The sequence below is a fragment of the Kribbella swartbergensis genome (assembly GCF_054784135.1).
In genome coordinates this window covers 1-13,965 of the sequence record NZ_BAAGPM010000021.1, presented here as the reverse complement: position 1 = coordinate 13,965, position 13,965 = coordinate 1, and the positions used below count along the sequence as shown (strand labels likewise).

Here is a 13,965-nt window from a genome sequence, read left to right as displayed (position 1 = left end):
TGAGACACGTGTCGCCTATGTCCTGAGACATCTGTCGCCTATGTGTTGAACCACAACATTCCGCTCCAGCCGCTCCGAGTACTGCTCGTCGGTCAGACCACCGCACATGTCACACATGACCTCTCCTTTCACTCGAACAGATGTTCGATACATCGGAGAACATATCCGCGTTCCATCGCCTCGCAGCGCCTGTCCACAGGCCAGTTCCGGCTCCTAGCCGTCTTCGACCTGCTGCCGAGCAGGGAGCCGGTCGGCGACGTACTAGTGAGTGCCGACCGGTCAGCTCGCGCACGACGGGTGGTCCGGCTGAGGGTCCACCCGCTTACGACGGTGTGGCGAGGGCGTCGCTCGCATTGCCCGGGCGGTCGATCGAAGCGGATGTGTGCCGGGTTGCCCTGGGCGTGGAATGGCCTATGAGCCTGGTCGGGGCACGAGAGGGCTGTGCGGGCTGCGCGCGCCTGGATGCAGACTGACTCGCCCAGACGATCTACCACCGGCTGCGGTGCTCGGCGTCGAGCTGGTAGCTCGTGGAGCGCCTTCCGTAGCCGGTGGTCCAGGCAGCCGACACTGTGCGCGCAACCGTAGCTGGATGCAGGGCCTAGGGTCAGGGCTGGGCGGGGTGAGGGTGCTCGGGTTGGCAGGTGGGGCACCAGTAGGTGACTCGGGCTGTTGGGGGGTCACCGATGGGGGCGGTGAGGATGGGGGTGCCGCAGCGGCGACAGGGTTTGCCGGGGCGTTCGAACACCCAGGACCGCTGGCCGGGACGGTTGATCCCGGTGCTTACCTGGGTGCCGTTGCGGAGGTTCGCCTTCATCAGGCGGCGGCTCAGGTCGACCGCGGCCGGTACGTCGACCGTCGAGACCGGGCGCCAGGGGTGCAGGCCGAGCAGGAAGCAGACCTCGTTGCGGTAGAAGTTGCCGATGCCGGCCAGGTTCCGTTGGTCCAGGAGCGCCTCGCTGATGGTCCGATCCGGCTGAGCCTCCACATTGGCGATCGCCTGGGCGCGATCGAACGACGGTGACAACAGATCAGGCCCAAGATGTCCGACGACCCTGTCCTCCTCGTCGGTCGGGATCAGTTCGAGCACGGGCAGCCGGTAGCCGACGGCTACCCACGACGCCGTCTCCAGCACCACCCGGATCTGATGAGCCGGCCCACCTCGCCAGCGCTCCCCAGGTCGGTACAGATGCCAGCTGCCCTCCATCCGCAGGTGGCTGTGCACTGTCACATCGCCAGACAGCCGCATCAGCAGATGCTTGCCACGCGCAATGACCTCCAGCACCGTCCGGCCGCGGAGGTCGGTCGTCGCCAAGGCAGGCACGCGGAAGTCGGTGCGGGCCAGCTCCTGCCCAGCCAGCGACTGGTTGAGCCGGTTGCACGCGCGCCAGACGGTGTCCCCCTCAGGCATTGGTCAGGCTCGCAATCGCAAGCCCCGCGGCGTCGCATGGAAACCCGCCTTTGCCAGGGCATCACCGAACGCCGTATGCCGCACCTGCTCACCGTCCGCCCGTTCGACACTGAGCTTGCCAAGTTGACCGTCCCTGATCGCCAAGGCCAACGCATCGACGGCAGGCTGCAGCAGGTCGGGATCTTCGGTAAAGCTGAGCACGGTCCGCCCGCCGCGTTCGACGTACACGATCAACTGCCCGTCGACCAGCACGACCAACGCTCCGGCTTTCCGCCCCGGCCGATGTCCACCGGCACTCTCGCGCTCAGGCCATGGCAACGCGGCGCCGTATGGGTTCGCCGGATCAGAAGCCGCAAGTACGACGGCTCGCGCGGCAGGCTCCTCGTCACGCCGCCCACGCCCTCCACCCGCGGAACCGGATATCTCAGCCATGGCCCGCAACCGATCGACCGCCCCGGGCAAAGCGAACTGCGCAGCCCCAAGACCGGCCACGAAGTACCCGCGCCGGCACCGCCCCGACTCTTCGAACGCGCTCAACACCTTGTACACGGCAGCGAACCCGCCCGGAGTCCGTTCGGTCATCACCGACCCGCGAGTGACGATGCCGTACCGATCCAGCAGCGTCTCCGCCGCCGCGTGAGCCCGACGGGTCGCATCCGGATTACGGGCCGGAAGCAACGACCACCGCCCACCAGCAGTCGGCGGTCCACTGCGCGCGGGCATCGCCGGTCGTCCCGGCCGGACCGGACGCCCCGGACGCGCGCGTGGCGTCGTACGACGGGCACGGTGGGCTCCGCGGCCACCGCCGACGAGTGACCGGACCGGCGTGAGCGTGTCGTTGGTCAAATGACCCGCCCAGACGAGATCCCACAACACACCGACCAGAGTCTCGTCATCGACCACTCCGTGGGCCGCACCGACGACGTCACTCAACTGCCGGAAGAAGAAGGCACCCCCGCCCGACAGCGCGTCGAGCACCGCCTGATGCGTCTCGCCGATCTCGAACTCAGGATCCGGATCCGGCAAGGTCAGATCGCAGTTGTCCGCGAGGTGCAACGAAACCCATCCGTCCGTCCCCGGCAGCGAACCCGACCCAGCCCACACGACCTCGCCGGTGGACGTCAACTCGTCCAGCATCGAAGGCTGGTACCCGGGCACGCGTGACGGCAGCACGATCGACTCCAGCGCCGACGCGGGCACCGCGCATCCGGCCAACTGCTCGACGGCACCGAGCAGTACGTCGTACCCGCGCCCTCGACTGCTCGTGATGCCCTGCCACGCGGGCAGGAAGCGCGCGAGGGCCGATGGATCGACAGGCTCGACTTCCTTGCGCAGCGCGGCCAGGGACCTGCGCCGCAACAACCGCAGAACTTCGCTGTCGCACCACTCCATCGCGATGCCACCGGGCAGGAACTCGCCCTCGACGACCCGACCGGCCGCGCTCAGCCGACGCAACGCATCAGTCACCACGGCAACGCCGATCCCGAGGTGTGTCGCGAGATCAATCGCCCGGAACGGTCCATGCGTCCGCGCATAACGGGACACCAGGTCCCCAAGCGGATCCGCGACCGGCTCCGCATGCGCCTCCGCGATCCCGGGCGGAAGGGGTACGCCGAGTGCGTCGCGAAGCCGAGCCACGTCCTCTACCACGGCCCAGCGGTGCTCGCCGGCGATCCGCACCCGCACGACCCGGCGCGCGGCAGCCAACGCGGTCAGCCAGGACTCGGCATCGGCGTCGTCCACGCACCGCTGCGACGCCTCGGACAGCGACAGCGGACCGACCATCCGCAGTACGTCGAACAACCCTTCGGCGTCCCGGGCGCGACGATCCTCCGCCAGCCGCTGCAGCTCGGCCTCGGTCCGCAGGACGACCTCGGCGTCGAGGAGCTCACGCAGCTCCGTCCGCCCGAGCAACTCGGCGAGCAAGGTCTGGTCGAGGGCGAGGGCAGCGGCGCGCTTCTCCGCCAGCGGCGTGTCGCCTTCGTACATGAACGCGCCCACATAACCGAACAGCAGGGACTTCGCGAACGGGGAAGCCTCCGGTGTCTCGACCTCCACCACGTTGATCCGTCGCTCGGTGATCCCGGTCAGCAGGTCCTTCAGCGCCGGCAGGTCATAAACGTCCTGCAGCACCTCGCGCAGCGTCTCGAGCACGATCGGGAACGAGCCGTACTTGCTCGCCACACTCAGCAGCTGCGCCGACCGCTGCCGTTGCTGCCACAACGGAGACCGCCGACCCGGATTCCGCCGGGGGAGGAGCAGCGCGCGCGCCGCACACTCCCGGAAACGTGCGGCGAACAGCGCCGATCCACCGACCTCCGCGGTCACGATGTCCTCGATCTCGGCCGCGTCGAACAGCACCAGCTCGGCACCCGGCGGCGCCTCGTCCGTCTCCGGCAGTCGCAGCACGATCCCGTCGTCACCCGACACCGACTGCGCATCCATCCCGTACCGCTCGCGCAGCCGGGCGGCGATCGCGAGGGCCCACGGTCCGTGCACCTGGCCGCCGTACGGCGAATGTACACACACCCGCCAGTCGCCGAGCTCGTCGCGGAACCGCTCGACTACAACGGTCACATCGTCCGGCACTCGGCTCGTCGCATCGCGTTGCTCGGCCAGATACGAGACGAGGTTGTTCGCCGCGTACTCGTCCAGTCCCGCAGCACGTGCCCGCTCGACTGCCTTGCCGGCCGGTAGCGACGCCATCTTCCGGACAAAGGCTCCGGTCGCCGCGCCCAGCTCGGCCGGACGCCCCACCGCGTCGCCCTTCCAGAACGGCAACCGTCCCGGCTGACCGGGCGCGGGGGAGACGAGCACGCGGTCGTGGGTGATGTCCTCGATCCGCCAACTCGACGCGCCGAGGGTGAAGACGTCGCCGACCCGCGACTCGTACACCATCTCCTCGTCGAGCTCACCGACGCGGTGGTTCGTCGACTCACCGACCAGGAAGACACCGAACAATCCACGGTCGGGGATCGTCCCGCCGCTGGTCACCGCGAGCCGTTGCGCACCAGGCCGACCGGAGATCTCACCGCTCACCCGGTCGAAGACGATCCGCGGACGCAACTCCGCGAACTCGTCCGACGGGTAGCGACCCGACAGCATGTCGAGCACTCCGTCGTACGCCGACCGTGGCAGCGTCGCGAACGGAGCACACCGCCGTACCAGAGCGAAGAGGTCGTCGGCGTCGATGGTGTCCAGGGCAACGATCGACACGATCTGCTGCGCCAGGACGTCGAGGGGATTGGCCAGGATGTGCAGGCTCTCGATCAGTCCGTCGCGCATCCGTTGCACGACGACCGCCGTGTCGATCAGGTCGCCGCGGAACTTCGGAAATAACACACCCCGCGACACCGCGCCGACCTGGTGACCGGCACGGCCGACGCGCTGCAGACCGCTCGCGACCGACGGCGGCGCCTCCACCTGGACGACCAGGTCGACCGCGCCCATGTCGATCCCCAGCTCGAGGCTGCTCGTCGCCACCACGCACGGCAGCCGGCCGGACTTCAGATCCGCCTCGATCAGCAGCCGTTGCTCCTTGCTGACCGAACCATGGTGGGCCCGCGCGATCAACGGCGGCGCGGCGAGCGACGCACCCGACTGAGCCATCAGCTGAGCTGGTGAACCCGCGTCTGCCAGCTCCAGCTCGGACCGCTCGGCGGCGATCTCGTTGAGCCGGGCTGTGAGCCGCTCGGCCAACCGGCGCGAGTTGGCGAAGACGATCGTGGACTTGTGCTGCGAGATGAGGTCGAAGACGTGCTCCTCGACGTGCGGCCAGATCGAAGCGTGCTGCGGCGGACCGGCGGCCGACCCCGAGGTCTCCAGCTCGGTGCTCGCCAGTTCGGCCATGTCCTCGACCGGCACGACGACGCTCAGGTCCCACTGTTTGGTGAACTTCGGTTGCACCACGGTCACCGGCCGCTCGCCACCGAGGAAGCGCGCGACCTCCTCGACCGGCCGGACCGTCGCCGACAGCCCGATCCGCTGCGCCGGCTTCGGCAACAGGGTGTCCAGTCGCTCGAGCGTGACCGCCAGATGCGCCCCGCGCTTCGTCCCCGCGACCGCGTGCACCTCGTCGACGATCACCGTCTCCACGCCGCGCAGCGACTCGCGGCCCTGTGAGGTCAGCAACAGAAACAAGGACTCGGGCGTCGTGATCAGTACGTCGGAGGGCCGGCTGGCGAATCGTCGCCGCTCACCGGCCGGCGTGTCACCCGACCGGACCGCGACCTCGACGTCGATCGGCGCCTCGCCGAGCCGCCGCGCGGTCTCGCGGATCCCGATCAGCGGCGCGCGCAGGTTGCGCTCCACGTCGACCGCGAGTGCCTTCAGCGGCGACACGTACAGCACCCGGCAGCGCAGTTTGGGGTCGTCCGGCGGCGGGGTCGTGGCCAGCCGGTCGAGTGCCCAGAGGAAGGCCGCCAGCGTCTTGCCCGAACCGGTCGGGGCGACCACCAGCGCATCCCGGCCCGCGGTGATGGCGTCCCACGCCTCGAGCTGGGCCGGGGTGGCCGACTCGAAGACGTCGCCGAACCACGCCCGGGTCGCGGGCGAGAACCGGCTCAACGCGCTGGTCTTCTTCACGTCGACCATCTTGCCGGGTCCCTCGGACAATTTTGGTTTTCCGCCCCTGACCAGGCGGTTTCCGTCCGGTTCGGGCGGTGTCCCCGCCGTCTGGAATGATCGTCCGCATGATGAACCGCGTACGTGCAGCGCTCGTCGTCGTGGCGTGCCTGGTCGCGCTGACCGGGTGCGTGAAACTCGACGCCGACCTCAAGGTGAACTCGAACGAGACCGTCTCCGGCACCATGCAGATCGGGGTCGACAAGCAGCTGTTGCAGTCCAGCGGCCAGTCGCTCGACAAGGTCCGCGAGCGGATCGAGGACGGCATCAAGCAGACCACCACCGACGGCGTCACCTGCACGCCGTCCGAGGACGATCGGTACGTCGGTTCCAACTGCACGTTCGAGGGTGTGCCGTTCTCGAAGATGGGCAGCTCGAGCGGGGAGGGCGTCGGCTTCCGCAAGGAGGGCGACAGGTTCAAGGTCACGGTGAAGGTCCCCAACCTGGGCAACGTGCCGTCCGGCAGCCAGCCCACGGTGAACTTCAAGATCACCATGCCCGGCAAGATCATCGAGCACGACGACGGTGCCAAGGTCGACGGGCGGACGGCGACATACGACAGCCTCGACAAGCTCGGCAACGTGTCACTGACCTCCGAGGCGGGCAGTAGCTTCCCGCTCTGGGCGATCATCCTCATCGTCGTGCTGGTGTTGCTGGCTGCCGCTGCTGTCGTCTTCTTCGTACTGCGTAGTCGCAAGGCCAAGGCCCAGCAGGGCTACGGGCCATATGGTCAGTACCCGGGCCAGCCGCAGCATGGCCAGTGGGGCGCGCAGTACGGCGGCCCGCAGGGGCAGTACCCGGGACAGCCTGGGTACGGCCAGCAGGGCTACGCGCAGTCCGGTCCCGGCGGCCCGTACGGCGGCCAGCCCAGCCAGCCCGGTCCGTACGGCGGTCAACCCGGTCAACCCGGTCAGTACGGCGGTCAGCCGGGTCAGACGCCGTACTCGGGTCAGCCTGGTCAACCGCAGTACCCTGGACAGCCTCAGCCCCAGCAGGGACAACCGGGGCAGGGTCAGTGGGGTCCGCAGGGGCAGCAACCCCCGCAGGGGCAGGGCGGTTGGGGACAGCAGCCCGGCCAGCCGCAACCGGGTCACGGTCAGCCGGGGCAGGGTCAGTGGGGTCCGCAGCAGCAGGACCGTCCGCCGGCGCCGCCTCAGCAGGATCAGCCCGGTGGACAGGGCGGTTCACAGGGTGGTTGGGCACACCCACCGAGGGACAACGACGGGCAGGCATGAGACTCACGGAGTTCTGGGAGCGGATGGATCGCCATCTCGGTCCCGACTACGCGCGGACCTGGGCAGAGACCCAGGTGGTCCAGGAACTCGGCGGCCGCACGGTCGTCGAGGCCCTGGCCGACGGCGAGCACGCGAAGACGGTCTGGCGCGCCGTTTGGGCTCACCTACAACTCCCACCCAGCGAGCGCTGAGCCGGGCGGGCCGAGTGAGCCGACGGGGTCCGGCGGCTCAGGTTGCGGTCAGCTCTGGTTCCGGCTCGGGTAGGTCCTCGGTCGGCTCCGGGTCACGCTTCTTCGCCAGTTTGCTCGGCCACCACAGGTGCCGGCCGATGTCGAGGTTCAGCGCCGTCACCAGCACCGCGCGGACCACGATGGTGTCCAGCAGGACGCCGAGCGCGACTGCGATGCCGATCTCGGCGAACGCCACCACCGGCATCGTCGCCAGCACCGCGAACGTTCCCCCAAGCACCAGCCCCGCGGACGTGATCACACCACCGGTCGCGGCGACGCCGATCAGCGCGCCGCGCCGGGTGCCGTGCGTCTTCGACTCCTCGTGCACCCGGGTCATCAGGAAGATGTTGTAGTCGATGCCCAAGGCAACAAGGAAGACGAACACGAATAGCGGCAGCGACACATCGGCCCCACCGAACCCGAGCACCAGGTCGAAGACCAGCGCGCTGATGCCCAGTGCCGCGCCGAACGACAGCACGACGGTTGCCACCAGCAGCACCGGCGCCAACAGCGAACGCAGCAGCAGGGTGAGGATCAGCAGCACCACCGCCAGCACGGCGGGGATGATCACCCGGTTGTCCCGGTCGGCGGCCCGCTGTGTGTCGAGCAGGATGGCGGTTCCGCCGCCGACCCGCGCGTCGGCCCCCGGCACGCCGTGAGCTGCCTCTCGAGCCCGATCGACCGTGTCCTTCGCGGCCTGGGTGTCGGCCGCGTCCGTCAGCGTGCCCTCGAGGTAGGCGAGCCCACCGGACACACGCGGCTCGGCGACGGAGGCAATACCTTGCGTCGAGGCGATCGCCGTACGGACCTCTGCTGCCTTGTCCGCCTTGCTCACCACCACCAGTGGGCTCCCCGCACCGGCCGGGAAGTGGGCAGCCAGCACTTTCTCACCGACCACGGACTCCGGCGTACCTGTGAAGGACTCCTCGTTGCTGAGACCGTTGGCGTCCAACCGCAGCATCCCAAGCGCGGCGATGGCCAGTACGACGGTGGTGGTGATCCAGGTCAGCCGCGGCCGTACGGCGATCCGTCGGCCGATGCGACCCCACACGCTCGTCTCGGTGTGGTCCTCTGAGCCGTACGTCGGCCGGAGCGGCCAGAACACCCAGCGGCCGCAGATGACCAGCAGAGCGGGCAGCAGGGTCAGCATGGCGGCCAGTGCGATGACGATGCCGACCGCGGCGACCGGTCCGAGGCCACTGGTCGAGTTCATCGAGGCGAGCAGCAGGCAGAGCATGCCGGCCACCACCGTGGAGCCTGAGGCGATGATGGCTGGACCGGACCGGTGGAGCGCGAACGCCATGGCCTCGTGCCGGTCCTCATGACGCCTCAGTTCTTCTCGATAGCGGGCCACCAGCAGCAGGGCGTAATCCGTCCCGGCGCCGAACACCAGCACTGTGAGGATGCCGGCGCTCTGGGCGTTGACGGTCAGATCCGCCTCGGTTGCCAAGTAGTAGATGACGGCCTGCGCAGTGAAGAGAGCCGCCCCGGCCGAGAACAGTGGTAGCAACCACAGCACAGGGCTGCGGTACGTCAGCAAGAGGATGATGATCACCACCGCGGCAGCGGAGTACAGCAGCTTGCCATCGATGCCGGCGAAGGCCTCCTGTGAGTCAGCAGCGAAGCCACCGGGCCCGGTGACGTGGAACGACAGCCCGTCGGGGCGATCAGCCGCCACTTCCCTCATGTCCTCCGCTCGCTCGCCGATCGTCTCCCAGCCGCCGGAACCGGCGTTGATCGGTACGAGCACCTGCAGGGCCTTGCCGTCCTCCGACGGGATCGGCCCGACCACCTCACGGTCGATGCCGGGCAGGTCGGCGTACTGCGTCACGTGCCGCGCGACCGCTTGCTGGTCGGCAGGCGTGATCCCGTCTGGTCGTTCGTACACCAGCACCGCCGGGACCTCGTCCGGCGAGGAGAACTGCTGCGTGGCCTTCAGGACCTCTGTGGACTCGGCTTTGCCCGGCAGCCAGGACACCGCATCGTTCTCCTGCGCACCGGTCAGCTTGCCCGCAGGGCCGAAGGACGCGGCCATCGCGACGATCCACAGTGCCAGCACGATCCACTTCGACACCTTGCCGCACGGCAACGCCGCCAGCCGTCCTGCTCCGCCCACCAGAACCACGCCCCCCGGAGGGACGCCCGCCCGTACGTCGGACTGTCCACGACGCACCCCCCGATCCAGCCTGAGGTGCGGCACCCGGCAGGGTCAACGACCCCGCAGTATTACTGCACTCACCCTGCGTCCCGTTGCTCTCGCGTCAGGGTGTCCAGCCTGTCCGGGCGGCCCACTCCTCGGCGGGGAGGTAGATGAGGTCGCACACCGGGTCCTTCAGCTCGGCGTAGTCCGCGATCGACTCGATCGGCAGTGCGGCGGCACGGCGCTTGAACTCGCCGTACGCCGCTGCCGTCTCCGGATGGCTGCGCAGGTAGTCCCGGAAGAGCAGGGCATAGCGCTGATTGGCTCGGCCGGCGACACGGACGTGCAGATTCACCCGGCGCCTGTACATCGGCTCGACCAGTAGGCGCTTGACCCATTGCGGGTCCTCGGCAGGCAAGCCGGGAACCGGATGATCGCGCCTGGGCGGCCGGAGCTCCCAGTCGGCCGCGACCATTCGCTCCACCACGTCGTCCAGTTCCGGCTCCGTCGCGACCGTCACCTGCATGTCGAGGACGTCCTTCGCCGCCAGGCCGGGTACGGCGGTCGATCCGATGTGGTCGATCCGTTGTGCCGTCTCACCGAGCAGCTCACCGACCGCACGCGCGATCTTCTCGTACTGCGCCGGCCAGCTCTCGTCAGCCCTCACGATGACGATCCCAGTCATGCCGAGATCATCCCAGTCAGGGTCGCCGTTCGCAGCCTCTAAACGGGCTTCACCCGGAACGCGCTGCTCGTCAGGAGCTCCGCAGCCTCGTACGCCGCCTTGCGGATGCCCTTGCGTTCGTCGAAGAAGCCGCCGACCACTCCGATCGCCGGAAGCTTGCCGATGAACCTGGCACCGAGACTGCCGCGTGGACGTTCCTCGAAGACCTCACCGAGTCCGCCGAACAGCTTGCTGATCCGCCAGACCAGCCGGACCCCCTTGCGCAGGCCCGCGTCGTCCGACTCGTCACCGAGCCCCAGTTGCTTCGCAACATCCTGGCCGGCTGCGGTCGGGTCGTCGTACTTGAGTACGTCGTCCGGTGTGATCGGCCGGTCGGTGAGTACGCGTGCGATAACCGCCGTACGGTCGGCATGCGCCTCGACGCCGTACTCGCGGCAAACCGCTCCGATGACCAGGGCCTGGACGGCCGCACCGAGGGTGTCCTTGACCGGCAGCCGATCGGCGGCGGCACCGCTGATCCGCGGGAGACCCGCGACGACGGCGGCGAACCCGCCGAGCCGCTCCACCCACCAGTCGCAGCGCTCCGCCAGCGGCAGCGTCGGCCACTCGGCGTGCCCCGGCACCTTCATCTTCAGCAGCCGGTCGATCGCCAGGATCAGGCCCTTCTCGGCCAGGTTGGGCTGCTCCTGGGCGGAGTACTCGGTGAGGACGGTGCGGATGCCGAACGGGTCCTGGGTACGGAGCGCGTCGAGTACGGAGTCGATCCCGAACTCGACCCGGCTGAGCGCGAGGACGACGGCGGAGTCGGGGATGTCTGGACGGTCTGCCACGCCGCCAGGGTAGGGAGTCGGCGGTCCAGGACGGTCGCCGGGGCAACTTCGGCGTGTCAGTTGCGATTCGAACACGTGTTCGGGATAGTTTGGAGTCCTGGAGGTGTGCTGGACGGCCGAGTTTGTCCACAGATTCCCGGTGGCGGCGAAAACTGTCGGACGTAACCCGTACCTTCTCTGGCGACAAGGAAATCCCCGGGCGGCTGGGACAGCGGCCCCGATACGTAGATGGGTCAGGTGGCAGTCACATGGCTGGTGCAGCGAGTGCGGAACGCGCGGCGGCGGATCGCGAGAAGGCGCTGGCGACCGCGCTGACGCAGATCGAGCGGCAATGCGGCAAGGGCTCGGTGATGCGGCTGGGCGAGCAGGGCAAGGCCCCGATCGAGGTCATCCCCACCGGGTCGATCTCGCTCGACATCGCGCTCGGTATCGGCGGTCTGCCCCGTGGCCGGGTGGTGGAGATCTACGGCCCGGAATCCTCGGGTAAGACGACGGTCGCGCTGCACGCGGTGGCGAACGCCCAGCGGGCCGGCGGGATCGCGGCCTTCATCGACGCCGAGCACGCGCTCGACCCGGACTACGCGCGGAAGCTGGGCGTCGACACCGACGCCCTGCTGGTCTCGCAGCCCGACTCCGGTGAGCAGGCGCTGGAGATCGCCGACATGCTGGTGCGCTCCGGCGCGATCGACATCGTCGTGATCGACTCGGTGGCCGCGCTGGTGCCGCGGGCCGAGATCGAGGGCGAGATGGGCGACAGCCACGTCGGTCTGCAGGCCCGGCTGATGAGCCAGGCGCTGCGGAAGATGACCGGTGCGGTCAGCGGGACCGGCACCACGGCGATCTTCATCAACCAGCTGCGCGAGAAGATCGGCGTGATGTTCGGCTCGCCGGAGACCACGACCGGTGGTAAGGCGCTGAAGTTCTACGCCTCGGTGCGGCTGGACGTCCGGCGGATCGAGTCGCTCAAGGACGGCAGCGACGTGGTCGGGAACCGGACCCGGGTGAAGGTCGTGAAGAACAAGGTCGCCCCGCCGTTCAAGCAGGCCGAGTTCGACATCATCTACGGCCAGGGCATCAGCCGGGAGGGCAGCCTGCTGGACCTCGGCGTGGAGCAGGGCTTCGTCCGCAAGGCCGGTGCCTGGTTCACCTACGAGAGCGACCAGCTCGGCCAGGGCCGGGAGAACGCGCGGAACTTCCTGCGCGACAACCCCGATCTGGCCAACGAGCTGGAGAAGAAGATCAAGGAGAAGATGGGCATCGGCCCGACGCTGGACCAGCCGGCCGACGAGGCCGCCACGGCCGAGGTCGATGTCGACTTCTGATCGACCCGCTGCGGACGGCAGCGCTCCCCGGCAGTCACCTGCCGGCGACGCTGCCACCGCGCGGCTCACCATGTCACAGGCGGACCGCCTGGCCATGGCCCGCGACCTCCTCGCCCGAGGACCGTCCGCGAATCCGTCGCCCGCGAAATCGCCGTCCGACAAGACCGCCCGCGGGACGTCCTCGGGAGAGCGAAGGCGTAAGCCGTCCAACGGGGAGCGCAGGCGCAAGCCGTCCGAGGGCAGCCGTGCCCCGATCGCACCCTGGGCGGAGCCGGACGAACTGGTCGACGACGGGTTGCCCGTCGGCGGCTCAGATGAGCTCTTCGACCGTGACCTGTCTGTGGGCGGCTCAGGTGGGCCGGTGGGCAGGGACTCGTCTGTGGGCGGCTCGAGCGAGTCCTTGGGTGGTGAGTCGTCTGCGGATGGTTCGTCGTTCGGGAGCGGCTCGGTTGGTGGGGGTTCGGGGCGGAGCGGACGGGCGCTCGCGCGGCGGCGGTTCGGGTCTGGGTTTCCCCGGCGGGGGAGAGCCCATACGGCGGACGAGCCCGACGGTCCTGCGGATCCGGAGCTCGATCAGGCGGCGGATCCGCATTCGGTCGCGCGAACGATCCTGCTTGACAAGCTGACCGGCCAGCCCAGAACGCGTGCGGAGCTGGCTGATCTGCTGGCCGAGCGGGAGATCCCGGACGACGTGGCCGACGAGGTGCTCGACCGGTTCACCGAGGTGGGTCTGATCGACGACGCCGCCTTCGCCAATGCGTGGGTCGAATCGCGGCATCGGGGTCGCGGGCTGGGCAAACGCGCCCTGGCTCAGGAGCTACGCCGCCGTGGAGTCGACGACCAGCTGGCCCGCGACGCCCTGGACGAGTTGGATTCGGACCAGGAAGAGGAGACCGCCCGGGCTCTGGTCCGTCGCAAACTCCCGGCCATGCGTTCCCTCGACCGCCAGGTCGCCATGCGCCGCCTCCTCGGCATGCTGGCCCGTAAGGGCTATCCCAGCGGCCTGGCCATGCGCATCGTCAAAGAAGAACTCTCCGCCACCCACGAAGAGCTCCCCCTCCTCGACCCCTCAGGCCTGGAACCCGACTGAACCAGCCACGCGCCAAACCGCCCCAGGGCTTCCGCCCTCAAGGAGGGTCAGGTGGCAACCCACCGACCTCCAACATCGTCAGCGCCGAGCCGCCAACGCGCTTGGCGTACGACAGCGCCAGGTCCCAGCCCTGCCGCCGTTGCGCAACCAGGACACCACCTGATTCACCGGCCGAATGTGCCGCGGCACCTGCGACGGCGCCTATCCCGCTCAGGGATCCTCGAGCGGGATAGTCGCCGACGTCTGTTCCGAGCGCGAGAGCCGGGTGCGGCGTGTGCTCGGGTGCGTGGCCCTCGGCGGTGCCGTCCGCGGTCGAGCGACTCCGAGGCGATCATCCGTAGGTCCGCGGCGGTGCGGCGCAGGCTGAGGACAGCGGGTACGGGGTCGGCGTCTGCTCCGGAG

General features: G+C 69.0%; 9 protein-coding genes. 4 read left to right on the top strand and 5 right to left on the bottom strand.

Features of this window, described 5'->3' with window-relative positions:
* Nucleotides 1-604: 604 nt before the first annotated feature.
* Together ACYVOK_RS18655 and ACYVOK_RS18650 are read right to left on the bottom strand one after the other, a co-directional pair.
* Nucleotides 605-1,408: an Fpg/Nei family DNA glycosylase gene (locus ACYVOK_RS18655; protein WP_460663730.1), complete on the bottom strand. Its 804-nt coding sequence runs from the start codon at nucleotides 1,406-1,408 to the stop codon at nucleotides 605-607.
* 3 nt (nucleotides 1,409-1,411) lie between these two features.
* On the bottom strand, nucleotides 1,412-6,001 hold the full coding sequence (locus ACYVOK_RS18650) for an ATP-dependent helicase (protein ID WP_460663729.1): 4,590 nt from the start codon (nucleotides 5,999-6,001) through the stop codon (nucleotides 1,412-1,414).
* 101 nt (nucleotides 6,002-6,102) lie between these two features.
* Between ACYVOK_RS18650 and ACYVOK_RS18645 the strand changes: the two genes are divergently transcribed.
* A complete protein-coding gene (locus ACYVOK_RS18645) occupies nucleotides 6,103-7,266 on the top strand; it encodes an LppM family (lipo)protein (RefSeq protein WP_460663728.1) in 1,164 nt (387 codons plus the stop codon).
* Complete coding sequence (locus tag ACYVOK_RS18640; protein ID WP_460663727.1) at nucleotides 7,263-7,457, top strand: DUF3046 domain-containing protein; 195 nt, start codon at nucleotides 7,263-7,265, stop codon at nucleotides 7,455-7,457. The genes ACYVOK_RS18645 and ACYVOK_RS18640 overlap by 4 nt, the downstream gene beginning before the upstream one ends.
* A 37-nt stretch (nucleotides 7,458-7,494) precedes the next feature.
* On the opposite strand, the gene ACYVOK_RS18635 is transcribed toward ACYVOK_RS18640, so the two are convergent.
* The 3 genes from ACYVOK_RS18635 to ACYVOK_RS18625 all read right to left on the bottom strand — a co-directional run bounded on the left by ACYVOK_RS18635 (nucleotide 7,495) and on the right by ACYVOK_RS18625 (nucleotide 11,151).
* The gene (locus ACYVOK_RS18635; protein ID WP_460663726.1) at nucleotides 7,495-9,612 is read right to left on the bottom strand and encodes an MMPL family transporter; all 2,118 of its coding nucleotides are present in this window, start codon (nucleotides 9,610-9,612) and stop codon (nucleotides 7,495-7,497) included.
* 145 nt (nucleotides 9,613-9,757) lie between these two features.
* A complete protein-coding gene (locus ACYVOK_RS18630; protein ID WP_460663725.1) occupies nucleotides 9,758-10,321 on the bottom strand; it encodes a GrpB family protein in 564 nt (187 codons plus the stop codon).
* A gap of 38 nt (nucleotides 10,322-10,359) precedes the next feature.
* Nucleotides 10,360-11,151, bottom strand: coding sequence for a hypothetical protein (locus ACYVOK_RS18625; RefSeq protein ID WP_460663724.1), 792 nt, complete (start codon nucleotides 11,149-11,151; stop codon nucleotides 10,360-10,362).
* A 248-nt stretch (nucleotides 11,152-11,399) separates the two neighbouring features.
* On the opposite strand from ACYVOK_RS18625, the gene recA reads away from it, so the two are divergent.
* Nucleotides 11,400-12,473, top strand: coding sequence for a recombinase RecA (recA, locus tag ACYVOK_RS18620; RefSeq protein WP_360468963.1), 1,074 nt, complete (start codon nucleotides 11,400-11,402; stop codon nucleotides 12,471-12,473).
* Entirely contained in the window at nucleotides 12,460-13,563 is a 1,104-nt protein-coding gene (locus ACYVOK_RS18615; RefSeq protein ID WP_460663723.1) for a regulatory protein RecX, read from the top strand. Before recA ends, ACYVOK_RS18615 begins: the two co-directional genes overlap by 14 nt.
* Nucleotides 13,564-13,965 lie beyond the last annotated feature (402 nt).

Coding starts and splice junctions, on each gene's coding strand:
- ACYVOK_RS18655 (WP_460663730.1), bottom strand. CDS start 1,408: ATGCCTGAGGGGGACACCGTCTGGCGCGCGTGCAACCGGCTCAACCAG.
- ACYVOK_RS18650 (WP_460663729.1), bottom strand. CDS start 6,001: ATGGTCGACGTGAAGAAGACCAGCGCGTTGAGCCGGTTCTCGCCCGCG.
- ACYVOK_RS18645 (WP_460663728.1), top strand. CDS start 6,103: ATGAACCGCGTACGTGCAGCGCTCGTCGTCGTGGCGTGCCTGGTCGCG.
- ACYVOK_RS18640 (WP_460663727.1), top strand. CDS start 7,263: ATGAGACTCACGGAGTTCTGGGAGCGGATGGATCGCCATCTCGGTCCC.
- ACYVOK_RS18630 (WP_460663725.1), bottom strand. CDS start 10,321: ATGACTGGGATCGTCATCGTGAGGGCTGACGAGAGCTGGCCGGCGCAG.
- recA (WP_360468963.1), top strand. CDS start 11,400: ATGGCTGGTGCAGCGAGTGCGGAACGCGCGGCGGCGGATCGCGAGAAG.
- ACYVOK_RS18615 (WP_460663723.1), top strand. CDS start 12,460: ATGTCGACTTCTGATCGACCCGCTGCGGACGGCAGCGCTCCCCGGCAG.